At 49.4% G+C, this 26,724-nt stretch carries 27 protein-coding genes; 12 read left to right on the forward strand and 15 right to left on the reverse strand.

The window, feature by feature from the left end:
* Positions 1-30: 30 nt before the first annotated feature.
* Positions 31-546, reverse strand: coding sequence for a YwhD family protein (locus tag DFR62_RS05005; RefSeq protein ID WP_121298408.1), 516 nt, complete (start codon positions 544-546; stop codon positions 31-33).
* Positions 547-610: 64 nt separating this feature from the next.
* Here DFR62_RS05005 and DFR62_RS05010 point away from each other — a divergent pair, with 64 nt between their 5' ends.
* Positions 611-796, forward strand: a complete 186-nt coding sequence (locus tag DFR62_RS05010) for a 2-hydroxymuconate tautomerase (RefSeq protein ID WP_058382915.1) — start codon at positions 611-613, stop codon at positions 794-796.
* Between the two features lie 348 nt (positions 797-1,144).
* On the opposite strand, the gene DFR62_RS05015 is transcribed toward DFR62_RS05010, so the two are convergent.
* The 3 genes from DFR62_RS05015 to lipL are packed head-to-tail and all read right to left on the reverse strand — an operon-like array spanning position 1,145 to position 3,826.
* Positions 1,145-1,651 carry a YwgA family protein gene (locus tag DFR62_RS05015; protein ID WP_121298410.1) on the reverse strand — a complete coding sequence of 169 codons (507 nt, stop codon included), beginning with the start codon at positions 1,649-1,651 and terminating at the stop codon, positions 1,145-1,147.
* Positions 1,652-2,956, reverse strand: a complete 1,305-nt coding sequence (locus DFR62_RS05020) for an HD domain-containing protein (protein ID WP_121298412.1) — start codon at positions 2,954-2,956, stop codon at positions 1,652-1,654.
* 48 nt (positions 2,957-3,004) lie between these two features.
* The gene (gene lipL, locus DFR62_RS05025; RefSeq protein WP_121298414.1) at positions 3,005-3,826 is read right to left on the reverse strand and encodes an octanoyl-[GcvH]:protein N-octanoyltransferase; all 822 of its coding nucleotides are present in this window, start codon (positions 3,824-3,826) and stop codon (positions 3,005-3,007) included.
* A gap of 173 nt (positions 3,827-3,999) precedes the next feature.
* On the opposite strand from lipL, the gene hemQ reads away from it, so the two are divergent.
* Positions 4,000-4,749 (forward strand): hydrogen peroxide-dependent heme synthase, encoded by a 750-nt coding sequence (gene hemQ / locus DFR62_RS05030; protein WP_121298416.1) that lies wholly within the window; start codon positions 4,000-4,002, stop codon positions 4,747-4,749.
* 165 nt (positions 4,750-4,914) lie between these two features.
* Complete coding sequence (locus DFR62_RS05035; RefSeq protein WP_121298418.1) at positions 4,915-5,937, forward strand: beta-carotene 15,15'-monooxygenase; 1,023 nt, start codon at positions 4,915-4,917, stop codon at positions 5,935-5,937.
* A 71-nt stretch (positions 5,938-6,008) separates the two neighbouring features.
* Here DFR62_RS05035 and DFR62_RS05040 read toward each other — a convergent pair whose 3' ends face one another.
* The 4 genes from DFR62_RS05040 to DFR62_RS05055 form a co-directional block, all read right to left on the reverse strand.
* Positions 6,009-7,100, reverse strand: coding sequence for an acyltransferase (locus DFR62_RS05040; protein ID WP_121298420.1), 1,092 nt, complete (start codon positions 7,098-7,100; stop codon positions 6,009-6,011).
* Positions 7,101-7,287: 187 nt separating this feature from the next.
* Positions 7,288-7,665 (reverse strand): DUF423 domain-containing protein, encoded by a 378-nt coding sequence (locus DFR62_RS05045; protein ID WP_121298422.1) that lies wholly within the window; start codon positions 7,663-7,665, stop codon positions 7,288-7,290.
* 20 nt (positions 7,666-7,685) lie between these two features.
* On the reverse strand, positions 7,686-7,949 hold the full coding sequence (locus tag DFR62_RS05050; RefSeq protein WP_121298424.1) for a YwdI family protein: 264 nt from the start codon (positions 7,947-7,949) through the stop codon (positions 7,686-7,688).
* A 59-nt stretch (positions 7,950-8,008) separates the two neighbouring features.
* Positions 8,009-8,683, reverse strand: coding sequence for a uracil-DNA glycosylase (locus DFR62_RS05055; RefSeq protein ID WP_121298426.1), 675 nt, complete (start codon positions 8,681-8,683; stop codon positions 8,009-8,011).
* 130 nt (positions 8,684-8,813) lie between these two features.
* Here DFR62_RS05055 and DFR62_RS05060 point away from each other — a divergent pair, with 130 nt between their 5' ends.
* The 5 genes from DFR62_RS05060 (at position 8,814) to DFR62_RS05080 (ending at position 12,821) form a co-directional block, all read left to right on the forward strand.
* Complete coding sequence (locus tag DFR62_RS05060; RefSeq protein ID WP_121298428.1) at positions 8,814-9,068, forward strand: hypothetical protein; 255 nt, start codon at positions 8,814-8,816, stop codon at positions 9,066-9,068.
* A gap of 60 nt (positions 9,069-9,128) precedes the next feature.
* Positions 9,129-9,962, forward strand: coding sequence for a pyridoxine/pyridoxal/pyridoxamine kinase (gene pdxK / locus DFR62_RS05065; protein ID WP_121298430.1), 834 nt, complete (start codon positions 9,129-9,131; stop codon positions 9,960-9,962).
* 183 nt (positions 9,963-10,145) lie between these two features.
* Positions 10,146-10,496 (forward strand): YojF family protein, encoded by a 351-nt coding sequence (locus DFR62_RS05070; RefSeq protein ID WP_121298432.1) that lies wholly within the window; start codon positions 10,146-10,148, stop codon positions 10,494-10,496.
* Positions 10,497-10,508: 12 nt separating this feature from the next.
* Positions 10,509-11,189 carry a bacillithiol biosynthesis deacetylase BshB2 gene (gene bshB2 / locus DFR62_RS05075; protein WP_058382901.1) on the forward strand — a complete coding sequence of 227 codons (681 nt, stop codon included), beginning with the start codon at positions 10,509-10,511 and terminating at the stop codon, positions 11,187-11,189.
* A 279-nt stretch (positions 11,190-11,468) separates the two neighbouring features.
* Positions 11,469-12,821 carry a YjiH family protein gene (locus DFR62_RS05080; protein ID WP_121298435.1) on the forward strand — a complete coding sequence of 451 codons (1,353 nt, stop codon included), beginning with the start codon at positions 11,469-11,471 and terminating at the stop codon, positions 12,819-12,821.
* A 49-nt stretch (positions 12,822-12,870) separates the two neighbouring features.
* Here DFR62_RS05080 and DFR62_RS05085 read toward each other — a convergent pair whose 3' ends face one another.
* Positions 12,871-13,815 carry an L-threonine 3-dehydrogenase gene (locus DFR62_RS05085; RefSeq protein WP_121298437.1) on the reverse strand — a complete coding sequence of 315 codons (945 nt, stop codon included), beginning with the start codon at positions 13,813-13,815 and terminating at the stop codon, positions 12,871-12,873.
* 240 nt (positions 13,816-14,055) lie between these two features.
* Between DFR62_RS05085 and DFR62_RS05090 the strand changes: the two genes are divergently transcribed.
* Genes DFR62_RS05090 through DFR62_RS05100 form a run of 3 tightly spaced genes read left to right on the forward strand, consistent with a single transcriptional unit; the run spans position 14,056 to position 16,343 of the window.
* Positions 14,056-14,874, forward strand: a complete 819-nt coding sequence (locus DFR62_RS05090; protein ID WP_121298439.1) for an amino acid ABC transporter substrate-binding protein — start codon at positions 14,056-14,058, stop codon at positions 14,872-14,874.
* Positions 14,861-15,562 carry an amino acid ABC transporter permease gene (locus DFR62_RS05095; protein WP_121298441.1) on the forward strand — a complete coding sequence of 234 codons (702 nt, stop codon included), beginning with the start codon at positions 14,861-14,863 and terminating at the stop codon, positions 15,560-15,562. The genes DFR62_RS05090 and DFR62_RS05095 overlap by 14 nt, the downstream gene beginning before the upstream one ends.
* A gap of 31 nt (positions 15,563-15,593) precedes the next feature.
* A complete protein-coding gene (locus DFR62_RS05100) occupies positions 15,594-16,343 on the forward strand; it encodes an amino acid ABC transporter ATP-binding protein (protein WP_121298443.1) in 750 nt (249 codons plus the stop codon).
* A gap of 46 nt (positions 16,344-16,389) precedes the next feature.
* Here the strand turns inward: DFR62_RS05100 and DFR62_RS05105 are convergent, their stop codons facing one another.
* A complete protein-coding gene (locus tag DFR62_RS05105) occupies positions 16,390-17,802 on the reverse strand; it encodes a YfcC family protein (RefSeq protein ID WP_121298445.1) in 1,413 nt (470 codons plus the stop codon).
* Positions 17,799-18,923: a mandelate racemase/muconate lactonizing enzyme family protein gene (locus DFR62_RS05110; protein ID WP_121298447.1), complete on the reverse strand. Its 1,125-nt coding sequence runs from the start codon at positions 18,921-18,923 to the stop codon at positions 17,799-17,801. Before DFR62_RS05110 ends, DFR62_RS05105 begins: the two co-directional genes overlap by 4 nt.
* Positions 18,924-19,072: 149 nt before the next feature.
* Here DFR62_RS05110 and DFR62_RS05115 point away from each other — a divergent pair, with 149 nt between their 5' ends.
* Entirely contained in the window at positions 19,073-20,272 is a 1,200-nt protein-coding gene (locus tag DFR62_RS05115) for a M20 metallopeptidase family protein (protein WP_121298449.1), read from the forward strand.
* 815 nt (positions 20,273-21,087) lie between these two features.
* Here the strand turns inward: DFR62_RS05115 and DFR62_RS05125 are convergent.
* From DFR62_RS05125 to DFR62_RS05140, 4 genes are all read right to left on the reverse strand, one after another.
* Positions 21,088-22,278 (reverse strand): glycine C-acetyltransferase, encoded by a 1,191-nt coding sequence (locus DFR62_RS05125; RefSeq protein WP_121298453.1) that lies wholly within the window; start codon positions 22,276-22,278, stop codon positions 21,088-21,090.
* A gap of 94 nt (positions 22,279-22,372) precedes the next feature.
* On the reverse strand, positions 22,373-23,815 hold the full coding sequence (locus DFR62_RS05130) for a YhgE/Pip family protein (RefSeq protein ID WP_121298455.1): 1,443 nt from the start codon (positions 23,813-23,815) through the stop codon (positions 22,373-22,375).
* Positions 23,812-24,270, reverse strand: a complete 459-nt coding sequence (locus tag DFR62_RS05135) for a MarR family winged helix-turn-helix transcriptional regulator (protein ID WP_121298457.1) — start codon at positions 24,268-24,270, stop codon at positions 23,812-23,814. Before DFR62_RS05135 ends, DFR62_RS05130 begins: the two co-directional genes overlap by 4 nt.
* Before the next feature lie 149 nt (positions 24,271-24,419).
* Positions 24,420-26,531 carry an immune inhibitor A domain-containing protein gene (locus tag DFR62_RS05140; RefSeq protein ID WP_121298459.1) on the reverse strand — a complete coding sequence of 704 codons (2,112 nt, stop codon included), beginning with the start codon at positions 26,529-26,531 and terminating at the stop codon, positions 24,420-24,422.
* Positions 26,532-26,724: the final 193 nt, after the last annotated feature.

The following is a 26,724-nucleotide window of genomic DNA, read 5'->3' on the forward strand; positions in this document are numbered from 1 at the left end:
ATCTTTCACATTTCGTTCAAAAATCCAGCCTTATTGTGACAAATCATTGTGCAATTGTTCCAGGCTGCGTTCCCACATTTCAGGGTTGTGGGTCTTCAAATACTCGGAGAGCACTTTTTTCGACGGTGCGTCCATATGGTCGACGATGATTTTCCGCTTCATCGACTTATCCATCAAATTGACGTGATCCGCCAAAATTTTATAGCCGCGCCGCTTCTCGCGGTTGACGACCATTTCACATGCGGTGACGCCGGCATAATAAGGGCCTGCCGGATTGAAGTCGATCGTGATCCACACGAGCCAATAATCTTTTCCGCCTGCGGAATCTTCGCGGTTGGTCGTGAATTTGATGCCACGTTCCGTCTGGCTTCTCGCATGCATCGCGCCGATATCAAGCACCGCGTCTTGTTCTTCGACGTCGATGATGAGCGGTGACACGTTCTCAAGTGACAAGGAACCGATGCCGTAGCCTTTATGCCCGTCTGTCGGATCGTCTTTTATAATAGTGAATCCCAATTTCTTTTTGGGCTTTTCTTCATTTGCCATTTGTACAATTCCTCCATTCTGATATGATAAGCCTAACATCCAATGAAAAGGAGCTGCATCCATTATGCCATACGTAACTGTAAAAATGCTCGAAGGCCGCACAGACGAGCAAAAACGCGCACTCGTCGAAAAGGTCACTGCCGCTGTATCTGAAACAATCGATGCCCCGCCAGAGAAGGTTTTTGTATTCCTCGAAGATTTGAAGAAAAGCGAATACGCGGTCAACGGCAAGCTGTTGAACGACGAGTAGAGAAAAACTCCCCGAGGGGAGTTTTTTTTATGCGCAAATGAATGGGCTCATCTGACTGCACCTTCCGCTATTCGACTGCGCTTCAGGGACTGCTTGAGGCTCGCAGGAAGCGAGTCATGCAGCTGATGCGACAGGACGTCGCGTTTTCAGCTGCCCGGGAATGGGGCGGGTGTTGAGCCAAGGCGGAAGAGCACCGCCTTTGTCTCGCCAGCCCGCGCGGTCCCCCAGGCGTCGGCCTCCCTTTCGCTCCGTCTCTAGTTTGAGGGATGAATAGAAATTTCATCACCATCTCAGCTACTTATGCTGAATACAAAAACAGTATAATCGACTATAGCATTGCGTGCGGTTTTACGAAAGTTTCAATTGTTCGAGTTCGTCTAGAAAGCGGTAAGCTTCTTCGATTTCAGCTTCGGTGAAGTTGAGTTTGCCTTTGACGCTATGTAGTTTGGCAATTTGTTTGCCGCGCTCCATATGGCCGAAGTATAAAAGTGTCGAGGCCAGTTCCAGGAAACGCGCGCTTTTGGCATTGAGCAAAGCGGCGGCTTCAGGATTTTTCGGGATGGAAGCGCCGACGGCATTGCGGAATTCCATGCCTTCATCCGTTACGGCGTATTTATATTGCACATAGGAACCTTTGTCTTCAAGCGCTTCCGATAAAAAGCCCATATCGCATAATTCTTCGATCCGCGCCGTCAATTCTTCTGAGTACGGCCCATAAATATGGAACTCGTATTTCTCCTTGAACGGGACATTGAGCTTTTTCATGATATAGACCATTTTCTGCAGTTTCTTTCGGCCGGTTACTCCTTCGGCCGTCGCGATAAAATCGACGATTCTTGCATGTTCTTGGAGCAACTAAATCCCTCCTTCTCTAAGCATCTCCAGGATTTGCTGCTTGATGGCTTTTTTCTTGCCGTCGATGAGCAGTTCCGCTGGAAAGTACAATTTATAATCAGTTCGGCGTTTACCGGAAATGGCGTCTACAATCTGCGACAGCCTTGAGAGTTCCTTAATATCGCCGTTTGGCATCAATAACTGGATTGGCAGGCGTTCTTCCTCTTCCCCCGGCCGGTAGAAATCATAGGGCAGATCGGAAGTCGAATCATCGATCAAATAATACTCGGGATCGATGCCCGCTTTCTTGAACAAAGCCGAAAGCTCCCCGAGTTTTTTATAATCCGTCCCAGGATCGAAATCGACATATTGGAACAAACGGCGATTAACGAAACGGTCGCACAGGTCGGCGAGGATCGGGTCGCGCTCGTTTATCCACAACTGGAAATAAGTCATCAAGACACCCTCATCCAGTGCCAAATAATCGGCAAGCGTGAAGCTGCGGTCGAAAAAGGCGAGAAAATGGGTCGGCGGCTGCTGGAATTCGTAGCCGCTTTCGCTCAATTCTTTGGCTCGCTGCAAAATCTTCCGCAAAATGACTTCCGCGCTCCTGGCGACGGGATGGAAATACACTTGCCAGTACATTTGGTAACGGCTCATGATATAGTCCTCGACCGCGTGCATGCCGCTCGACTTGATGACAACTTGGTCATCAAGCGGCCGCATGACGCGCAAGATGCGTTCCATATCGAAATGGCCATAGGAAACACCGGTATAATACGCGTCGCGCTGCAAATAATCCATCCGGTCGGCATCGATCTGGCTGGAGATGAGCGAGACGACTTGTTTATTGGAATACGTTTTCGCGATGACTTCCGCCACCTGGCCGGGAAAATCAGGCGACACTTTTTTCAAGATGCTGTTCACTTCCGTGTCGCCTGTCAAAATCGCGCGCGTGAATTCCTCATGGTCGACATTGAACACTTTTTCAAATGAATGCGAAAACGGGCCATGCCCAAGGTCGTGAAGCAGCGCTGCACATAAGACCGTCAAGCGCTCGCTTTCATCCCATTCCGGCCGGCCGTGAAACACATCGTCTGAAATGCGCCGGACGATTTCATAGACGCCGAGCGAATGGTTGAAACGGCTATGCTCCGCGCCGTGGAAGACGAGGTAGGATGTCCCGAGTTGTTTGATGCGGCGCAGGCGCTGGAACTCTTTCGAATTGACGAGGTCCCAAATCACTTGGTCGCGCACGTGGATATACCGGTGAACCGGATCTTTGAACACTTTTTCTTCAGCTAATTTCTGAGTCGCGTAGCTCACGGGCACTCCTCCTCGAATCGTACTGGTTATTTTACACGAAACGAACGCTCATTCAAGCGTCCGTTCGAGCATTTTTTCATTGCGTTCAAGCACCCGTTTCAAATAAAACGAATACAATTCAAACTCTTCTTCCTGAAGCGGCATCGGCGTCGGCGAGCCAAGCAGCGCATGCAAATCGAGCACCACTTCAGGAACGGTGATGTCGCGGCCGAGCAGTTCGCTGAGTGACGCCATCACCTCTGGCTGGATCTCCGGGTAGCTGAACTTCGTCTCTTCCCCTTGCTTGCCCGCTTCGTAAAATTCGCGGATCACTTCCGCCCGCCCTGCGCCGCTTCCTTCGATGCACAGATATACTTGCACCGCGATGCCGCGGCGGATGCGGCGCTGCGAGATGCCGGCGAATTTCTTGCCCCCGATGCTCAAGTCGTAGCTGCCCGGGCAATACGAGCCAACGATTTCGTAGGCGTCGATTTCCGCTTCCGGAAACAAGGCTTCGACGAGTTCGACCATCATATCGTAACCTTGCGGAATATCGATGGCGCCTTCTTTTTCCGACAGGACGATGGAAATGTTCAACACGCCGGAATCGAGGACGACGGCCAGGCCGCCGGAATTGCGGACGATTGCTTGGTAGCCATTGTCTTCTAAGACCGCCATCGCTTGATCGATATGAGGCAAGCGGTGGTCCTGGATTCCAAGAACGACGGTGTCATCATGCACCCAAGTCCGGACGGTCGGCGGGCTTTTCTGCGAGCCGACCAGTTCACATAGCGTGTCATCCGCCGCGAACGATTCGAGCGCCGAACGTTTGCGTGCGCTCAAGGATTGATCCCAAAAGCGCCATTTTTTCTCTTCCATAAATAAAGCCATGCTGTCATTCTCCTCTTTTTGAGTTCGCTGTTTTCAGTTTACCCTTTTCAGTGGAGGCTGAAAAGGCGCTATGCCCATGTCAAATTGGTGACAGGCCCCATTCGGATAGGAACTTATATCTTTCATATGATAAACTGTGGAAGAGAGATTCACATAAAAGGAGTGTTCTACTGATGAATGAAGCAGCAATTACATTAGACGGCTGGTACGTGCTCCACGATTTCCGTTCAATGGACTGGGTCGCGTGGAAAATGCTCGACGACGAAGAGCGCCAATTCGCGATCGACGAGTTCAATACGTTCATGGAAAAAGTTAACCAAGCTGACGAAAACAAAACCGGTGCCCACGCCCTTTATTCCATTATCGGCCAAAAAGCCGACCTCATGCTCATGCTTTTGCGTGAAACGATGGATGAATTGCGCGAGCTCGAAACCGAATACAATAAATTGACCTTGATCGCCTACACAGTGCCGACGTATTCTTATGTTTCTGTCGTCGAGTTGTCGAACTACCTGTCAGGCGAAAGCAACGAAGACCCTTACCAAAACCCGCATGTCCGTTCGCGTCTGTACCCAGAGCTTCAACGCTCGCAGTACATTTGCTTCTATCCAATGGATAAGCGCCGCGAAGGCAACGACAACTGGTATATGCTGCCGATGCAAGAGCGCAAAGATTTGATGCTGTCACACGGCAAAATCGGCCGCAGCTACGCAGGCAAAGTCAAACAGATCATTTCCGGTTCTGTCGGATTCGATGATTACGAATGGGGCGTCACCTTGTTTGCAGAAGACGTTCTCCAATTCAAAAAGCTTGTCTACGAAATGCGTTTCGATGAAGTATCCGCCCGCTACGGCGAATTCGGTTCATTCTACGTCGGCACGATTCTCGACAAAGAAAAAACCGTAAAATTCCTAGAAGTATAAATTTCTCCGAAGCACCGCATCCTTTAACTGGATGCGGTGCTTTTCCGTCTGTAGCACGCGTTTCATTACCTACGAAAATAGACTCGCAATTCCTTTTTTCGCCACATTTCTTCAGGGTGTTTTTGTGTTTCATAGGGTATATTAAAAGAAAAACGAGGTGTTTGTATGTTCGTAATGCGCCAGACAAACTATGCAAAATGGGCTTTCGCTTTCTTGCTTCTCGTACTGACCAGCAACCTCTTGATTTACCGCTCTCCTATTTCTTCCAATGTGATACCGGAAGATGCCTTTTGGCTCGTTGCCGGCTCGTTGGTTGATTTCGGTGTCGTCATCCCTTTATTGATGCTCGCTTCTTTTCGTCTAAATGCTAAACAATTGCTTACCGTTCTAGCCGCGGGGCTGATTGCTGCGCGCATCATCATCCCTGCGCTGTATTTCGAACCCTTCGCCCCCTTATTTTATATAGGGGTCGGAATCGAGGTGCTCGTATTGGCGGCAGAACTAGCTCTGCTTGGCCTATTGCTCATCCACATTCCAAAAATCCGGCGCTCCATGCGCAACCATGCCGCCAGTCCACTTTTTGCCTTGTTTCCCGCAGTGCATGCGAACATCAAGCCAAATCCGCTCATTCATATCATCCTGTCTGAAGCGCTCGCGTTTTACTACGCATTTTTCACGTGGAAAAAACAGCCTCCAGAAGGCCCATCAGCCATTACGCTCCATAAAAACACGAGTTCCATCGCTTTTAATATCATGCTCATTCATGCCATTATCATTGAGACCATCGGCATCCATTGGTGGCTCCACGATAAATCCGCTTTACTTTCTATTGTCCTGCTGGTCTTGAATGTCTATAGCGTCATCTATTTCATCGGCGACATCCAAGCCACCCGCTTAAATCCTTTGACTATCCGCAACGGGAACTTGAACGTTTCGTTAGGGTTGAACAAACGAATCAGCGTACCGCTCGATTCGATTGAAACGGTGCGTTGGGGCGCAAAACCAGAAACACATGCATTGGAATTCGTCGCCAAAGATTTTGAAGAGCCTGAACCCCAAGTAGTGATCGATTTTTACACTCCCCAGCAAGCGGTGCTATTTTTCGGAAAGACACGGGCAGTGTCACAAATCGCGCTAAAAGTGGACGATCCTGAAAAGTTACGGCGATTGTTAAACCCCATAAAATGACCACAAAAAAGTTGCCTGCACTGTGCTGCAAGCAACTTTTTTAGGTAATTCGCTTATCTTAAAGACATCGGTCAAGCTTCCGATAAGCCCTTGTTTCCGTTATCCGGGGCCGGTTTGACCTTTTTGACAGAAGGCACCGTCAATACGACGCGGCCGAACGGCAATTTCTGGACGAGCATGATGATCCCGACCGTGATGGCCATGACCACCACATACCACACTGGAAACAACGACAGCGTCCATACGCCTTCCGGCAAATTTCGCTGCAGCATATTGATGACGAACGGGTGGATCAAATAGATCCCCATCGACATCGCACCAAGCCTTGAAGCAAGCGTATGAAGCAACGGATTTCGTGCCACTTTCTCGGAAATGGCCATGATGAACAAAATGAGGATCGGCAAATTGATGATATTGGAAACCCGGTTGGAACCTATGTATCGTCCCCATTCATATTCGACTGCCGCGAAATAAAGAATCAACAGCACCCCGATGAATAAACCGACTCGCCATTTATACGCCCATTGTTTCGCCGCTTCCCAGTTATTGGCGAGAAAACCGCCGAAGATGAAGAAGAAAATCCATTTCGGCAAAAAGGCGCGCTGCTCCATAATCATCCCAATCAGGCCGTCAAATTGCGATGGGTCCATAATCTTCATCGCGTAAACGTGAACAATAGCCGATGCAGCCAGTGCTATGATCCAAGCCGCCTTTCCTTTGATCAATTGCAGCAAAGGAAAAATCAAATAAAATTGCAGCACGATGGAAATGAAATAAAGATGGGAATACGTCTCCCCAAACGCCACTTCAAACAAAAAACGCTTGATTCCTGCGTCCAGCGGGTTTGCCCCGAAGACCACCCACAAATAAAACAAGTAAAAGGCTGTCCAGAACAGAAAGGGAATGACGATTTTCTGCAGACGCGACGTAACGAAGCGCTGGAAGAAAAACCCTTTGTTTTTTGCTTGCAAAAATAACAGCAGACCGCTGACGATAGCGAAGATCGGTGTCCCGAAACGGCTCGCCTGGTTGAGGAATAAAATGACATCCTCCCATTCCCCGCGCTGAACATAATACAATGCGGATACATGAACGAGCACGACCATCAAGCAGCCGACTGCCCTCATGACATGTATATCAAAAATATGTGCTTGCTGTTTCATATGTATCTACACCCTTATCCGTTAATCAAACCTTATCCATTGTATGACTACCCGTAATAGGGATACAACATATTTACAAAAACTTAACGTAATCTGCTAAAATTTCCATTCTTCTGAGCAATGGAAATGTTCTTGCCAATATAAAAAGCTGCCTGCATTTGCCATGCAGGCAGCTTTCTCCTTATCATTACAATGCCTTTGACGCCGCGATGATGACCATAATCCATCCTGCGATGAATGCGACGCCGCCGATTGGCGTGATGGCGCCAAGCACGCTGATGCCAGTCAAGCTCAAGACATACAAGCTGCCCGAGAAAATCACGATTCCGGCAAGCATCAAATACCCAGCCCAGTTCAGTGAACCGAGCGGGCCGATGAGCGCGGAACTCATCAAAATGGCGACGGCGATCAAGCCGATGGAATGGAACATTTGGTATTGCACCGCTGTCTGCCATGTATCCAAATATTTATCCGCTACGCGGCCTTCGAGCATATGCGCCCCGAAAGCGCCGAAAGCGACTGCGAGCAGTCCATTGACCGCTCCCGCTATCAAGAAAAATTTCATTTGTTTCGTCCTCTTTCCATTTAAAATTCAAAAAGCGAATCGCCGTTCGCCCCTTCTTCCTGAAGCCTCGTGGCCGCGGGAACCGACTGCGGCCGGTTCACCGGTTCCGTCTGAAGCGGCATGGCGCGCGGTTTCTTTGGCGCTTGCATGCCGTCTTCGAGAAGCAGGTCGCATAAGGCTCGGATTGCGGCAAGGGATTCCCGGATTTTTTCGGGTTCGCTCCCTCGCGCGCGGGCTGTATGCTTATCGATTTCGTCTAAAATGCGTGTCGTTTCGATGCCCATGTGTCATGGCCCCTCTCGCTGTTAGTCCCACCCAGTTTACCACGTGCCTGCCGGATTCGTCAGTCCAGGCAGAAATCAATCGGTTCTTCGCCGCGCGATTGTAACAGCTTGTTCACTTTTGAGAACGGCTTGCTGCCGAAAAATCCGCGATGTGCACTGAGTGGGCTCGGATGCGGTGCTTCGATGATGTCGTGGCGTTCGGTATCGATCAGGCGTTTTTTCATCTGTGCCGGTTTGCCCCATAAAATGAAAATAACCGGCTCTTTTCGTGCCGACAATTTCCGGATGACTTCGTCCGTGAACTGCTCCCAACCTTTTTTCTGGTGCGAATGCGCTTGCCCTTGCCTTACCGTCAGGACCGTGTTGAGCATGAGCACCCCTTGGTCAGACCATTTCGTCAAGGTCCCGTCCACCGGTTTCTCGCAGCCGATGTCGTCTTCGAGTTCCTTGAAGATATTGCGCAGGCTCGGCGGATGTGCGATGCCTGGCTGAACGGAAAAGCTCAAGCCGTGCGCTTGATTCGGCCCATGGTAGGGGTCTTGCCCGAGGATGACTGCTTTGACATCTTGATAAGCCGTATGTTCGAAGGCATTCCAGATATTCTCTTTTACCGGATAAATGCTTTCTTTGGCATATTCGTCTTTTAAGAACTCCCTCAACTCCTTGTAATAGCTTTTGCCGAATTCTTCCCCTAAGATTTCCTGCCAGTCGTTGCTGAAAATTTGCTTGGTCATGATATCTACTCCTCCGTCAAATAACTTTTCTTTTCAATACCCGTTCTCTTTTTCTCTAGTCTTCTTCCTCTGCAAGCGCTTCAATTCGCCACCCCGCCGTGTTACGATGGAGAAAAGGGGCGGAATATACATGGCAGACTGGCGTCAAAGGATTTCTGATATTTCCAAAACGAAAGGCGATAGCGCACCCGAAAGCGCTAAACGCGCCGGCATGGGCTGTCTGATCGGCTTGATTGTTCTAGCAGCCATTTTAACATTGGTGATGGCGATTGGCCTATTCACTAGCGGCCATTGGGTCATCGGGGGCATCACGCTGTTATTTTCTCTCGCTTCCATTGCGACCGTCCTGGCATTGGCTTGGCCGCACAGGCCCAAACCGTTGTAAATGGCGCAAAATTTCTATAAAATTAGCTCAATGACTAAATAGCCTAAAGGAGATTGACTTATGACACTCAAAAAGACACTCACCATTGCAGGATCCGATACTTCCGGCGGCGCTGGCATCCAGGCCGACCTGAAGACGTTCCAGGAACACGGCACATACGGCATGAACGCTTTGACGGTCATCGTCACGATGGACCCGGACAACCATTGGAGCCATGGCATCCATCCGATCGCGCTCGATACACTAGATGCCCAGTTGAAAACAGCATTCTCGACTGGAATCGACTCTTTGAAAACCGGCATGCTGCCGACTGTCGATATCATCGAAATGGCTGGCAAGGCCATCGAAGCATCCGGCATTACCGATGTTGTCATTGACCCGGTCATGGCTTGTAAAGGCGAAGATGAAGTGCTCTTCCCTGAAAACGTCGATGCGATGGTCAAATACTTGCTGCCGCATGCAAAAGTCGTAACACCGAACCTTGTGGAAGCCGGCCAATTGTCAGGACTCGGCACACTTCACACGGTCGAAGACCTGCAAAAAGCTGCGGAAAAAATCCATTCACACGGTGCAAAGTTCGTCGTGATCAAAGGCGGCAAGCAATTGAAGCACGAAAAAGCGGCCGACCTTCTCTATGACGGAGAAAAGCATTACCTGTTGACGGCCGAGAAAACCGATACGACTTATAACCACGGCGCCGGCTGCACGTTCGCTGCGGCGATCACGGCCAATCTTGCCAACGGCCAATCGGTCAAAGACGCGGTCTACAACGCGAAAATCTTTGTCTCTACAGCGATTGCCCACGGCTGGAAGCTAAACGAATACGTTGGCCCTGTCATGCACGGAGCTGCGAATAAATTCCACAAAGCTGAAGTGGAAGTTGTGGAACTGTAATTGAATAAGATACAAAAGGAGGGTGCCCCGGCGCCCTCCTTTTTTTAATTTGTTCCTTTACCCTCACCAAGATAGTTTAAAGCGGACTCTGCTATCATTCTTCATAAAGCAGAGCGTACTAATCGCAATCATCTGCAGAGTTCCTTATACTATTAGAATACCGATTTAATTAGGAGGCACACCATGGAACTAGTAGAAGTCAACCAACTCCAAGCGGCGATCGATTCATTCGTCGGCAAGGATGTCTACCTTCACCTGGAAACAACGAATGGCAGCTACGCCAGCCATTTCAATGAAGGCTTTTTCAACGCCGGGGCATTCATCCGCAATGTCGTCATCAACTTCGAACTGGGGAAAGTCGTCGGCGACAGCCCGCACCGTGTCGGGCTGAAACTCCCGCAAGGCTGGGTATACGCACAAGGCATTACGCATTTTGAAATTGATGAAGAAAGCCGCTTGCTGCTCGCAGGGCACGACGGAACCGGAAAATTGGCGGTGGCGCTGCAACTCAGCGAAACACCGTTCAGCTATTAAGGAGGAATTTTAATGACCATCCCGAAAGAACGACATGTATTGGTCATCTTCCCCCACCCCGACGACGAAGCGTTCGGAGTGTCGGGAACGATTACGACCCATATCCAACAAGGAACGCCTGTTACATACGCCTGCCTGACACTTGGCGAAATGGGCCGCAATCTCGGCAACCCGCCGTTTGCAACGCGTGAATCTTTGCCTGCCATCCGCAAGAAAGAACTTCTCGCCTCCGCCGAAGCGATGGGCTTGACGGATCTTCGCATGATGGGCTTACGCGACAAGACTTTGGAATTCGAAGACGATGAAAAAATGGTGCGCATGATGGAAGAGCTCATTGAAGAAACCAACCCTTCACTGATCATCACGTTCTACCCGGATTTTGCGGTACATCCTGATCACGAAGCAACGGCACGTGCTGTAGTTCGTGCTGTACGCCGCATGGAAGACCGCCCGAAACTTCATTGCGTGGCGTTCGCCAACAATACACTCGATGTGCTCGGTGAGCCTGATATCGTCTACGATATCAAGCCTGTACGCGAGCATAAGATGAATTCGATGAAAGCCCACATTTCGCAAACTGCCTGGATGCTCGAGGAAATGGAGCACAAACTGCAAAACGGCGACACCGAAACCGAAAACTGGCTGACCCTGGAACGGTTCTACACTTACCGTTGGGACCAGGATTTCGAATAACTCCCTGAACCGAATCCCGCGCCGCATGTCTCTCAGAGATGCGGCGCGGGATTTTCTTGCTATTAAGAGGGAAAGAGGGTCAGCTGCCAGGTTCTATGACAGCCCCCAATATTATCCATATTCAGCAATAAGATTTTCTTTCTTAAAAATACTATTATTTTCTGCTGTTTTCAGATAATATAAACATTACTAATGACAGCGGTTCCAAAGGGGAAAGTGTTGTATAATTAGTATAATTTGCGTTTATTCATACAATAAAGAGAAAAGGGGAATACTATTTTGAAAAAGTTTTCAGCTTCTACTTGGTTATTATTCCTGATTCCGTCTTTCCTGGGGATCCTTTTGTTCCTGATCCCCATCCCGACTGATGAAGGATGGAAAGTCACGATTGCCGTGCTTGCGGGTCTTATGGCCAGTGCAATCGAATCGTTTGTCCCTTGGGTCGTTCTTGTTATTCTGGTGATTGCCGCAGTCGGCTCCTTGGCCTTTATCGGCAAAAAGGAAAACACCTCTGATACCGTTCCATTTTTCGAGAAATTGTTCAACGTCAACTTGTTCTGGACATTGACACGGGTTGTCGCTGCAGTTTTTGCTTTCATGGTATTATTCCAAGTCGGGCCTGAACCGGTTTGGAACGAAAATACTGGCGGCCTGTTGTTATCAGGAAGCGGATTGCTTTCGTTCCTATTCACGATTTTCCTGTTTGCCGGACTGTTCTTACCGCTTTTGATGAATTTCGGCTTGCTTGAATTCTTCGGGACGATGATGGTCAAGATCATGCGCCCGCTGTTCCGCCTTCCTGGCCGTTCTTCTATTGATGCGCTGGCCTCTTGGGTCGGCGACGGCACGATCGGTGTCCTGCTAACCAGCAAGCAATACGAAGATAATAAGTATACGCAGCGTGAAGCCGCGATTATCGGAACGACATTTTCTGTCGTCTCCATCACATTCGCCATTGTCGTCATTGAAGAAATCGGCCTTGGCGAATATTTCCTTCCATATTACGGTACTGTCATTCTGGCAGGGGTTATATTGGCACTCATCATGCCGCGCATCTATCCGCTTGCACAGAAAAAGACGGAATTCATGGACGGCTCGCCGCAGGACTCCGTTTCTGAAGACGTGCCAAATGGACAAGGACTGGCATCACACGGTATAGAAAAAGCACTCGAAAAAGCGGACCGCAACCGCTCTGTTGCCAATTTCTTCTCAGATGGCATGAAGAACGTGCTGGATATGTGGATTGGCGTAGCGCCTGTCGTCATGGCGTTCGGTACCATCGCTTTGATTCTTGCGGAGTACACTTCCACTTTCGTCATTCTCGGCGCACCGTTTGAACCGTATTTGAACCTTCTCGGTGTCCCTGAAGCTGCAGAAGCCGCGCAATTGATGGTCGTCGGTTTTGCCGATATGTTCCTTCCGGCTATTCTCGGGGCAGGCATCGAATCCGAAATGACACGCTTTGTCGTGGCAACCATGTCTGTTACGCAATTGATCTATATGTCTGAAGTCGGTGGCTTGTTGCTCGGCTCCAAAATCCCGGTCAATATTTTCGATTTGATCGTCGTTTTCCTTTTGCGTACAGTCATTGCTTTACCGATCGTTGTCGGCGTGGCACACCTATTATTCTAATCAAGCTATAGAAAAGGCGCTTTTCCGGTTTTGGAAAAGCGCCTTTTTATTATGCTTGCTGTAATTTTTGCTTTAATTTTTCCAGCATGTCTGCCGTCATGGCATCCAAGTCATACTCCGTTTTGAAGTTCCATTCATCTTTTGCGGCACTGGCATCGATGCTATCCGGCCAGCTGGCAGCGATCGCCTGGCGCGCTGGGTCGACATCATAGCTCAATTTGAAATCCGGGATATGCTTGCGGATCGATGCTGCAATCTCTTCCGGTTCAAAGCTCATCGCCGTGACGTTGAATGCGTTACGGTGGACGAGCTTATCCGCATCGGCTTCCATCAAGTCGACAATCGCCTGAAGCGCATCCGGCATGTACATCATGTCCATGCGGGTGCCTTGTGCGATATAGGAAGTGTAGCTGCCTTTTTCAATTGCCTGGTAATAGATATCTACGGCATAGTCTGTCGTTCCGCCGCCTGGAGGCGCAACGTTCGAGATCAAGCCAGGGAAACGGAGGCCGCGGGTATCGACGCCGAATTTCGTGAAGTAATAATCGCAAAGCAATTCCCCTGCTACCTTGTTGACGCCATACATCGTCGTCGGGCGTTGAAGCGTGTCTTGCGGAGTGTCGTTTTTCGGCGTTGAGGGGCCGAATGCGCCGATCGAGCTTGGCGTGAAAAATTGCATACCGAGTTCGCGGGCTGCTTCAAGGGCATTGACCAATCCGCCCATATTCAAGTTCCAAGCGAGCAGCGGCTTTTCTTCTGCAGTTGCAGACAATAGCGCCGCCATGTGGATCATCGTATCGGCATTAAAATCACGCGCTAACGTCAGCATGCGTTCTGCATCCGTCACGTCCAAAATTTCAAAAGGCCCGTCTTGAGTATCGGACGGCCGGATGTCCGTTGCCAATACATTTTCTGCACCATATGTTTCGCGCAATTTGCCTACTAACTCCGAGCCGATTTGCCCTAAAGCTCCTGTCACCATGATTCGTTTCATTTTTCAAGCACTCCTTTTCTATAAAACATTTGTCCGCTCTAAAAAGACATTTAAATCTTTCTAAACGCTTTCATATCAAGCTTTTCGTTAGAGTCATTATAAATTGTTCTCTTTAAAAAAACAATGGCTTTTGCTTATTTTAGTCAGGCGATTAAACCTACTATACAGGTAAGCTTTATTGTGCTTAAATAGAACAACAACGCCATAAAGGCAATAATTTAACGAAATGGGGAACCATCGATGAAGAAACAATGGGCATTTTTGCCAATCGGTGCAGCTGCATTATTCCTAGCAGCTTGCGGCTCTTCCGATAACGCAGACAATACAGAATCAGGCAGCAGCACAGAAGGCGAAACGGACTTGCTCGCTGAAATCCAGGAAGAAGGAACTTTGGTCATCGGCACTGAAGGGACATACCCGCCTTTCACGTTCCATGACGACAGCGGGGAATTGACAGGCTTTGACGTGGAAATCGCCCGTGAAGTCGCAGACCGCCTCGGTGTCGAAGCGGAATTCCTTGAAACGCAATGGGATGCCATGTTCGCAGGTCTTGATGCCGAGCGTTTTGACATGGTCGCCAACCAAGTCGGCATTAACGAAGAACGCCAGGAAAGCTATGATTTCTCAGATCCATACATCACTTCGACCGCCGTTCTCGTCGTAGCTGAAGGCAATGAAGAAATCCAAAGCTTCGATGATCTGGAAGGCAAACTCTCGGCGCAGTCATTGACAAGTAACTACGCAGAAATGGCCACTTCTTACGGTGCAGAGCTTGAAGGCGTTGAAGGCTTTAACCAGGCAATCGAATTATTGGTATCAGGGCGTGTCGATGCGACAGTCAACGATAACTTGACGGTCCTTGATTTCCAGAACCAGCGTCCGGATGCGGGCATTAAAGTCGTCGATGAATCCGGCGATGCAGCACAAAGCGCGTTATTGTTCCGAAAAGGCAACGACACCTTCGTTGAAGCAGCAAATGAGGCACTTGCTGGAATGATCGAAGACGGCACATACGAAGAAATCTCCAATAAGTGGTTCGGCGAAAATGTACTTGAATAGTATTTTCTCAAACCCTGAACGGTTGGAACGGCTTGGCGACATCGCCCAGTCCTCCTTCTTGCCTTTGATCGAAGCGGCTGTGCAATTCACTTTGCCGCTTTCGGTCATTTCTTTTATCCTCGGGCTATTCCTGGCGGTCGTCACGGCGCTTGCCCGTATTTCCACCGTCCGGGTTCTGCAATGGATTGCGCGCGTCTATGTCTCGATCATCCGTGGCACCCCGCTGCTCGTTCAATTGTTCATCCTGTTCTACGGTTTGCCGACAGTCGGCGTCACCATCGACCCATTTCCGGCCGCCGTCATCGGATTTTCCTTGAATGTCGGCGCCTACGCTTCGGAAGTCATCCGTGCGGCGATCTTGTCGATTCCAAAAGGCCAATGGGAAGCAGCCGATACGATCGGCATGTCCTATTCCCAAACTTTGCGGCGCGTGATCTTGCCTCAAGCCTCGCGCGTTTCGGTGCCACCGCTTTCGAACACATTCATCAGCCTGGTCAAGGACACGTCTCTTGCCGCCTTGATCTTGGTGACGGAAATGTTCCGCGTCGCCCAGCAAATCGCGGCGACCAATTATGAATTCCTGCTTCTTTACGGGCAGGCGGCATTGATCTACTGGATCATTTGCTTCTTGCTATCACTCGTCCAAGGACGATTGGAAAACCGTTTTGACCGTTATGTTTCCCGTTAAATCCAGATCGATCCATAGATAGGAGTTTATTATGATTTCAATTAAAAACTTGCATAAGAGCTTCGGCGAGCTGGAAGTGCTGAAAGGCATCGACCTCGACGTCGAAAAAGGGCAAACGATCGTCGTCATCGGCCCTTCCGGTTCAGGAAAAACCACTTTCCTCCGTTGCCTCAATATTTTGGAGAAGCCAAGTGATGGAACGGTTGAAATCGGGGGGCTTGTCGCTGATTTCTCGAAACCGATGTCGAAAAAACAAATCATGGCCTTCCGCAAACAATCGGCGATGGTGTTTCAACATTACAATCTGTTTCCACACATGACGGCACTTGATAATATTTTAGAAGGGCCTGTCACCGTCCAGAAAAAAGACAAAGCACAGGCAAAAGAAAAGGCATTGGCGCTACTCGACAAAGTCGGGCTGTCGGATAAAGCCGATTCGTATCCACACCAGCTGTCAGGTGGCCAGCAACAACGCGTCGGCATCGCCCGCGCGCTCGCGCTCGAACCGAAAGTCATGCTGTTTGATGAACCGACTTCCGCACTCGACCCGGAGCTTGTCGGAGAAGTGCTGCAGGTCATGAAAGACTTGACCCAAGAAGGAATGACAATGGTCGTCGTCACCCACGAAATGCGTTTTGCCAAAGGCGCGGCCGACGAAGTGCTGTTCATGGACAGCGGCCGGATTGTTGAACGTGGGACACCGGACGAAGTGTTCAATCGCCCTCAGGAAGAACGCACGAAACGCTTCTTGAATTTAATTCAAGACACGGACACCATCTAAATAAAGAAAATCCCCAGTGCACTTAGCACTGGGGATTTTTTTGCATTCACGATACGCCGATCATGACGGCGATGACGAGTGCGACGAGCGCAATCACCAGCCAGCCGACGACCAATTTCCAAACGAATTTTACCCATTTTTCATAAGGGATCCCGGCTACCGCCAAATAACCCATCAAAGCAGCGGATGTCGGGATGATGGAGTTGGTGATGCCATCTCCGTATTGATACGCAAGCACTGCTACTTGGCGTTCGATGGACAATAGATCCGACAGCGGCGTCATGATCGGCATCGTCGTTGCCGCCTGGCCGCTTCCGGAAGGAATGAAGAAGTTGATGACGACTTGCGTGAAGAACATGCCGATGACCGTTAAGGCATTCGGCAAGCCGCTGATGACGTTCGATAAGCCGTGGATCATCGTATCCATGATGACGCCTTGCTCCATGATGACCAGAATCGCGCGGGCAAACCCAACGATCAATGCGCCAAAGACGACCAATTTCATGCCGTCGACGAAGGCGTCGAACATGCGGTTGACGCCCAAATTGCCGACAAGACCTGCCGCAAAGCCGATAATGACGAACGAAGCGGCCAGTTCCGTCAAGTACCAGCCCCATTCGAATACACCGTAGACGTTGATGCCAAGGCCAACTGCCAAGAACACGAACACCATGCCGTGGCGCCAATTAAACGCACCGAGCGCTTCCGCCTGGTCTTTTGTCGATGATTTCTGTGCGCGTTTCTCGATTTCATAGATAACGCTTTGCGTTGGGTCTTTTTTCACTTTCGCCGCATAGCGCATGACGTACCAGATTGCGAAGCCGAGGAAGAAGATATATGCCCCGAAGCGGAAGCCGATCCCAGAGAAGATCTGCAATTCCGCGATGCCTTGCGCTATCCCGACGGTGAACGGATTAAGCATGCCGCCGATAAAACCGGATGCCGCACCGAGCGAGACCATCGCGGTTCCCGTCATGGCATCAAAACCGATTGCCCGTGCGACCGCGATGCCGATCGGCACGAAGATGATGACTTCTTCCGCCATCCCGATAGTGGCTCCGAGTACCGAAAAGAGGATCATGATGATCGGGATGAGCCATTTTTCACGCTTCTCGAGCCGATCGACTACTTTGGCGATTCCGGATTCGATCGCCCCAGTCGCACGGATGATGCCAAATGCGCCGCCGACCAGGAAGATGTAGAAGATGATGCTTGAAGCTTCAGACATCCCTGTGGGAATCGCTTTGAACAATTCAAAGAATCCAACCGGGCTTTGTTCCACTTCCGCGAAGGAATTGTCGATGACGACAGTGCGCCCATCCACTTCCTCCCGCTCGTATTGCCCTGCTGGAATCAAGTACGAAGCGACCATCGCCGCGATCATGATCAAAAATAAAATCGCATATGTATGCGGAATCTTATCTCCGCTTTTTTTAAGTTTTTGGGGTTTTGCCGTCATGCAAAATCGCCCCCCACTGTACAAGATGTGACCGTCAATTTCTTCAACTTCTCCGGATCGACTTCAATGCCGAGCCCCGGCTTGCCGCTCAAGAGTACATGCGGATGCTCGTATTTCAAGTCGCCGATTTCTTCACTGAATAAAAGCGGCCCTGTCAGCTCGGTGCTTTCGATATTGATCCGCGACATCGCTGCATGGTAACCGGCGCTAGATGCAACGGACGACTCCACCATCGAGCCGATCTGGCATAGCATACCGGCAGCTTCAGCGGTTTTCGCCATTTGCACCGCATGGAAAATCCCGCCGCATTTCATCAATTTGATATTAATGACATCGGCTGCATCGAGACGGATGATTTCGAGTAAATCTTCCATCGATTGGACTGTTTCATCCGCCATGATCGGTACTGCTGTTTTCTGTCTTACTTCGGCCAAACCACGGATATCCCCCATGCGGATCGGCTGTTCGACCCAGCTGAGTCCAGCTGTTTCGAGCTGGCGGATTGCCGCAACCGCTGTCCCGACTGATTTCCAGCCTTGGTTGACATCCACACGAATCGGCATATCTGGGCCAACTTTCTCACGCACCGCCAGGATCCGTTCCACATCCAGTTGGGCATTGCCTGCCCCGACTTTCAGTTTTAACGATCCGTATCCCGCTTCGACGGCCTGTTTCGCTTTTTTCGCCATGATTTCAGGCGACTCGATGCTCAAGACACGCGGATAGGATAAATGCTCTTTCGACTGGCCGCCGAGCAAATTATAGACGGGCTGTCCCGAAGCCTTCCCCATCAAGTCATAGCAAGCGATATCAACCGCGGCTTTCGCTGCCGGGTTGCCCGCCAAAATCCCGTTCATCTTATGATGGATTGCTTCAATATCGAACGGATTCATGCCGATCACAGCCGGCAGGAATAATTCCTTCAACACTTCGTAGCTCGCCGTAAAATACTCGCCAGTCACATGTTCATCCGGCACCGCTTCCCCGTAACCGACCAAGCCGTTATCCGTTTCCAATTCAAGAATCAAAGACGGCATGTCCGGATAAGTCGCATAGGAAATGATGAATGGTTCATGCAAAGGAAAGCGCACTGCATGCAATCGTGCTTGAGTGATTTTCATAATGAAGCCCCCATTTATAAGTAGTCATGTATGATTATACTATAAAAACTTTTGTAATAGCGTAAAAATTTTGATGCTTGCTGGAATACGGCGTATAATAGCGTCATTGCGTGTTTAAAATTTTTGTAGGATAAAGGAGTTTATTATTCATGAGCTTATTAAAACAAACCGATACATTAATTGATTCCTTGCAAGAGGAAATGGTGGATATCCGCCGCCACCTCCATATGCATCCGGAACTGTCCCACCAGGAAGTGGAAACGCCTGCTTATATCGCAGCACACCTAGAAGAAATGGGAGTCGAAGTGCGCCGGGACGTTGGCGGACGAGGCGTCGTCGGAACGATCCGCGGCGGCAAACCCGGCAAGACCATCGCTTTCCGTGCCGACTTTGACGCGCTGCCGATCGACGACCAAAAAGAGGTTTCTTATAAATCGACGATTCCAGGCGTTATGCACGCTTGCGGTCACGATGGCCATACTGCCGGCCTTCTTGGCTTCGCAAAAGCGATGATGGCAATCCAAGACGAACTGCCCGGAACGATTGTGCTGATCCACCAATTCGGCGAAGAACTGTCGCCGGGCGGGGCACGCGCGATGATCGAAGACGGCTGCCTCGATGGCGTCGATCTCGTGTTCGGCGCTCATCTCCAGAGCAAAATGGAATCCGGCAAAGTTTACCTTCGCGATGGCTATCTGCAAGCTTCTGAAGATGCCATCAAAATTAATGTCTACGGCTCCGGAACCCACGGCGCCGAACCGCATACCGGCATCGACCCGATCCTTGCTGCGAGCCACATCATGGTCGCTTTGCAATCGATCGTCAGCCGCAATGCCGATCCTTTGAAAGAACTCGTCGTGTCGATCGGTAAATTCCATGCCGGAGACGCTGACAATGTCATCCCAAGCAAAGCCGTCATGGAAGGCACCATCCGCGTATTCGACCCTGAACTGCGCAAGCTCGCCAGCGAACGGGTACGCTCAGTCGCTGAGAATGTCGCCGCTGCTATGGGCGCACGCGCTGAAGTGATTGTCGAGACCGGCTACGATTCGCTTTGGAACCACCCCGAAGCAGCAGAAATCGTCCGCACATCGGCTCGTCCTGTCGTCGGTGAAGACAACGTCATCGACATCGACCCGATCATGCCGGTCGAGGATTTTGCGTATTACACGCAAGCGAAACCTGGCGCTTACTTCTTTGTCGGCGCGAAAATGGCAGACGAAGCGCTCGTCTATCCACACCACCACGAAAATTTCGATTTCAATGAAGACGCGATGAATACGGCGGCAAAAGTGTTCGCTTCCATCTATTTCAATGCCCAGCAAGCAGAAAGCGATTCTGCCGAATAATAAAGCAAATCCCCCTTCAGCTGATCGCTGGAGGGGGATTTTAGTGTCAGCTAACCGAAACAAACTGCTAGTGAGACAAGTGAGCGAGATAGATTGTTCATTGGTTGCTTCATCTTCAAGCAGACACCTCCCGCTTTGAGCATGCCTCCCGCAATGAGCCAAGAAGAACACTTGTCTCATAGCTTCGGCTCGCCCGTGTGCGCGGTTCGGCTTTTAGATTTCAGTGGATTTTTTGAGTGATGAAGTATCTCTTTTTCACATGTTCTTCCGCTGGTGGATGATACTTATTTGGACTTGTGAGTGAGAAGAATGGTTTATCGATCTTTTCATCACGAAGCAGCCGCCTCCCGCTTTGGGCTTTTAGATTTCATTGGATGTTGCGTGCGAGAAAGTATCGCTGTTGGTCGGGTGCATTCGTTGATGGAGACGCTTAGTTGAACTTGATAGTAATAAAGATGCTTCACTGACTATTCTGCTTGTAATTATGGAGCTTTCCAAAGCTGTTTGTGCTCACTTCAAAGTGTGATGAATTTCATTTCCTCTCTAAAACTAAAGATGGAGCGGAAAGGGGCCGACGCCTGAGGGATCGCGCGGGCTGGCGAGACAAATGTGCCGCGCTCTTTGCGGCACATTGGCTCAACACCCGCCCTTACTCGGGCAGCTGAAAACGCGACGTCCTGTCGCTCCAGCTGCATGACTCGCATCCTGCGAGCCCCAAGCGTGCCCCTTGCAGCGCAATCTCCACTCTTCACATTTCCGATTCATAAACACAAAGAAAAAAACCGCACAACTCAATGAGCTGTACGGGTTTCGTGTTATTTGATGACATTCAATTCTTTACCGACTTTTGCGTAGATCTCGATCGCTTCGTCGAGCATTTCTTTCGTATGTGCCGCTGTTGGCATGTTGCGCACGCGGCCAGTGCCGCGCGGGACCGTTGGGAAGACGATTGATTTTGCATAGACGCCTTCTTCGAACAAGCGCTTCGAGAACTGCTGTGTCAATTTCTCGTCGCCAATGATGCATGGCGTGATTGGCGTGGCAGATTCACCGATATCAAATCCTAGCTCTTTCAAGCCTTTCTTCAAATAATCGCCGTTGTCCCAAAGCTTGTCGTGAAGTTCTGTTGAATCGATGATCTTTTGGACGGCGGCCGTCGTCGCTGCGACGTCCCCTGGCGTTACTGCTGTTGAGAACAAGAACGGGCGTGAGCGTACACGTAGCCAGTCGATCAATTGCTTCTTGCCGGCTACATAGCCGCCGACAACGCCGACTGCTTTCGAGAGTGTACCCATCTGCATGTCGACTTCTTTTTCCAAGCCGAAATGCTTCACAGTGCCTTTCCCTTTACCTGTGACGCCTGAACCGTGAGCGTCATCAACGTATGTGATCAAGTCGAATTCTTTTGCGATTTCCACGATTTCCGGAAGCTTCGCGATATCGCCGTCCATTGAGAAGACGCCGTCTGTGATGACCATTACTTTATTGTACTGGCCGGATTCAGTCGCTTCTTTCGCTTTCTGGCGAAGATCTTCCATATCAGAATGTTTGAACGCGATGATTTTTGCTTTTGACAAGCGGCAGCCGTCGATGATCGATGCATGGTTCAATTGATCCGAAAGAATCGCATCGTTTTTGTCCATAACCGCTGAAATGGCCGCCATGTTGCAATTGAAGCCGGATTGGAATGAAATCGCTGCTTCTGTTCCTTTGAACTCAGCCAATTTCTCTTCCAATTCCACGTGCAAGTCGAGCGTCCCGTTGATGGTACGGACAGCGCCAGCGCCGACTCCGTATTTTTCGATCGCTTCGATCGCTACTTTCTTCAAGTCTTCATCTGTTGCAAGCCCCAGGTAGTTGTTTGATGACAAGTTGATCAGGTCCTTGCTGCCGATTTTAATAATCGCTCCGTTCGGGCCTTCTACCGGATCGATTTCATTATATAGGCCTTGGTCTTTCAATTCCATTAAGTTTTCTTCCAAAAACGCATCTAATTTTTTCGACACAGTCCTCTTCCTTTCAAAAACAAATTCTGACTCCATCTTATCACACCGCCATTTTTTCCAAAAGAAAAAGCGGGCCTTAGGTGGCCGCTCTTCTTTACGCTAATTCAGATACCGTCTTGCGTTCTTTCTGTAAGCGGAAATAATAGACGGCCCCGAGTAGTAATATCATCACCAATAACACAAGCAACAGAATCCACAACGCTTGCTGGAACGGGACGTTTCCTTCAAAGCCGAAAATGGATTCCCTTAACGCCTTGATTGCATAAGTCATCGGGGAATATGGGTGGACAGCTTGGAAAAAGCCATTCGTCAGTTGGATGGGAAATGTCCCTTCACTGGCCCCAAGCTGCAAGACCAACAGCAAGATCCCGAGGAAATTCCCTACTTTATCGAAAGCGGCGACCAAAAAGGACAAGATGAACATCCAAGTGTTAGAGATCACCAAAAGAATCATCAGGAAAGACCCCGTGTTTTCAACCGGGATATTCAAAACCTTCAATATGAATACCGCGAGTAAAGCTGCTTGGAACGTTCCTTGTGCCAAAATGACCGACAACTTGCTGCCCCACCATCTCAGCAGCGTAGTCGATTCACGGTCGCGTGTCCGGAAAGGATAGATCGTGGAAAAAGCGATAGCCCCGACAAACAAACTGAGCGCAATAATATAGGGCGCAAAGCTCTGGCCGTAGTTTTCGACTTCCGTTACGGTTTCTTTATTGACCGTCACCGGTTCACTAATGAGCTTGGCATTTGCCGTTTCAAACGCATAAGCCGAAATTTCTTCCGAAGCAGCGGATAACTCATCTCCTAAACTCGCCGATCCGCTTCCTAACTCATCGATGCCTTGGCTTATTTGCTTATTGCCCTCTGTCAATTTGGTCAGTTCTGCAGCCAGCGGTGAAGGCGATTGGCTGGCGAGGGTTTCCATGCCCTCTCCCAGCTGCCCCGCCGATTCCGCCAGCTGCTCCGCCGCATCCGTTAACTCTCCAGCACCGGACGAAGCTTCTTTATAGCCCTCATTCATTTCATTTACCGTTTCAAATACTTTTTCGGTATACAATTCCCGGACTTCGGATGCTACAGCTGTTTCCACAGCCAGGACGCTTTGGTCGGCAATGGATTTTCCGGAATAGCTGTAGCCTGGATTGGTTTCCACATCCAAAGCCATTTCCCTCGGCTCGTCGCTCAATAGAGAAGACGCGTTAGCGGAAAAGTCTTGCGGAAAAGTAATGGAAGCATAATAATCGCCTTTCACCACGCCTGCATACGCTTCGTCACTTCCGACAAAATGCCATTCAAAGTCGTCGTTGCCTTTTAGCTCCGCCACAATTTCCTCGCCGATTTGGATGTTTTCCCCGTCGAGTTCGGCTGTTTGGTCTTCATTGACGACCGCAATCGGAAGATCCTCCGTTTTTCCATACGGATCCCACATGGAGGTTAAGAACGAAGCGCTGTAGATCACCGGTAAAAACATGACAGCTATGAGCGAGATAACGAGCATTTTTTTCGAGAACACCGTTTTCAATTCATGAATCATTGTTTGTCGCCATCCTTCTCCATTTTCAAGCAATGGACGATTTCATCCAATTGGCTCGTGAACTTTATGATTTCGTCACCTGTAAAACGTTCAGCCAGCAAATCGTTTAGGTTTTCAAAGATGACTGTCTCGCTTATCACCAATAGTTCGGTTCCTTTTTGAGTGATGGAAATGGCTTTTTTGCGTAAATCCTGATTAGTTAATATGGCAATTAAACCATCTTGCTCCAATTTTTTTATGCGATTAGAAATCGCTGTCTTAAAGACCCCTTGGATGTCCGCTATTTCACTTTGGGAAATGGACGGATTTTTTTTGATGATCCGCAAGGTTTGTAATTGCTGCGGAGAATAGGCTTTCAATTCTTCGTGATTTGCAAATACATCCGCCACATAGGCATTCACTTCCAAAATAGCTTCACTGAATTTCGAGTAGGCTGTGAATAATTCCTGAGACATTAGTATACCCCCTGTACTTATTTCCCTTTATAGTACACCCACTGTACTATATATTCAAGTATTTACTTCGCTCTTTGCTGTAACGGTGGATGTAGCTTTAAAAAATACAGCAAAAAAAGAGCGGGCAGCTGCCCGCTCTTACCTATCACTTACTTTTTGCTATTTCCTTTTTTCTTCCCTTTGCTTTTATCTTCTTTGTACAGTACTTCATACGTAAATTCTTTTGCTTCTTTTTGGTCTGGCGCTGCGGCATAAGAAGTGATCATTTTCAAATTGCCTTCACGCAGTACTTGCTGCAAGTCGAGCGCTTCTTTTTCCGTCACGTTGAACGGATCGACATTGAAGACGCGCTGCTGGCCGTTTTTCTTCGTTTGGATGAATGTCGTTGTGAAGTCGACATACTCACCTTTCAACTGTCCGAGTGATTGGAACGGCTCCGTTGAAGTTCCATCTGCCGTGAAATCACCCAGTTGGATATCTTTGATGAACCAGCCTGCTTCGTTAGAACCCCAGTCCGTCAAGTTGCGGAACGAGACCAATACATCTTGTCCTGCGTATGCCGACAAATCGAATGTTTCAGTAGACCAATTTGTTTTCTCGCCTGTGAAGCCTGGCAAATTCTCCTTGATTGTCGGGTAGCCTTCTTCCACTACATCGTCGCGTGTGTTTTCGTTGCCGAGTGATTTCCACGTTTCGCCGTTATCCGTAGACACTTGAACTGTCGCGAAATCCCATTGCTCTTCGATATTGTAATAATGCTCAAAGCTCAATGTCGGGTTTTCAGCTGGTACTGTTGCCCCGAAGATCAAGGCTTGGTCTGCTTCGTCGCCATTGTTCGCATGAAGCACTTGCTCAGAAGCGTCAAGCGGATTGGCGACCGTTTCCCATTGCAATGGCAGGAAGTCCACGCCGTCGAACTTCATGCCGCGCACTGTGCGGTCCAAGTCGAATTCCTTAAAGTCGCCGCCCCATGCCGGAACGCCTTCTTTTTCAAAAGTTTTCGCTTTCTCGAAATCCACTGTTTTGCCGCGGACGCCGTCACCGACTGGCAGTTCGCGCAAATCAATGCTGTCGAAATTATAATCAGGGCTGATTGAACTGTCATCGAGCGTCAATGCCGTCATGAAGTCCTGGTAGAGCTCAGTGAATGTTTTGTTAGTGCCGTAGTCTTCGAGTACTTTATCTACGCTTGCCATGCCTTGAGTCGCGCCGTCTGTCGCCAGTTCACGGATGAACTCCTGACCGAACTTATCGTACATATAAAGCGTGAACAAGTAGACCTGGCCATAGTCTGCAATCGTTTCAGGTCCTGTTGCCGCTGTTCCGTGCTCATCCCAGTTGACGAGCGAGTTTTCCGGGTGGTCCAAATAGAAGTTGATCGATCCTTCGCCGTGGCCATAGCCGCCAAGGAACTCAGAGAATGTTGACATCCCTTCGTTGAGCCATGTTTCTTCTGCACCGTCATTGTCCGCTTGGATCAAATGCTGAAGCTCGTGGATCGTTGTGCCGAAGAACGTGCTTTCCAGACGCGTTTCCCATGAATTCGTATCGATCGTGATGATATTGCGGTCCGTATAGTTTTCAAGCGTCTGCCAGAAGAAGCCGGCTACGAAGAACGGATAAGAAGGATTGTTCCAGCCTTCGTCCTGAACGTTATCGACGAGCATGATCACTTTATCCGAACCTTCGTAATAACCTTCCGGTAGTCCGACCATGCCAGGAAGCGGCGATTTTGAACCGTCCAGTGAATCCGGCGTGCCAAAGAAGTCGGTCGCGACCGGATAGATATTGCTGTCGAATTCTGCTTTCAATTTATCCACTTGCGCTTGCGTGACGATGTCCGCGGGTTTCGGGTTGTCCGGGCCATACGCTAAATCATTGGCAACCCAAATTTCCACATTATCGCCTACGCTGCGAAGCGTGAAATCTTTGAATTCCAAATTACGGTTCAAGAATTTCTTCGTGCCACCGTCATAAGTGAAATGCTCGCTTGCCGCAGCATTTTCTTCACCGTCTGCTGTTTCATCATTCAATGACCCAGCTTGGTCTTTGATGCGCTGCTCTGCTTCTTTTTGGAACGACTCGTCATTTGTCAGGCGATTCAGCTCTTGGTCGATGTCGATGCGTTCGCCGTAGCGATCCTCATCCCAAGCGCCGAGTGATGGCAGCTCCTCGACTGGTGCAGCACTTGCTGCAGGGGAATAAAGGGAAAGCGCCAATGCGCTCGCTGATAGTATAGGGAACCACTTGCTTTTTTTCATGAATATGTATCTCCTTCCAGAAATATCAGAATATTTTTTCTTTCTAAAGATTACCACTTCTTTCGTTCTTGCTAAATAGGGTAAAGTATTTATTTCGCTACCCGAAATACAGGGAATTGGTTACATTTAAGTAGTGTGTTCAGTAGGTAAATTATATTAATAATCTGATTTGGCAGTCTTTTGATTTTAATAA

The organism is Planococcus citreus (genome assembly GCF_003664125.1).
Classification (GTDB): domain Bacteria; phylum Bacillota; class Bacilli; order Bacillales_A; family Planococcaceae; genus Planococcus; species Planococcus citreus.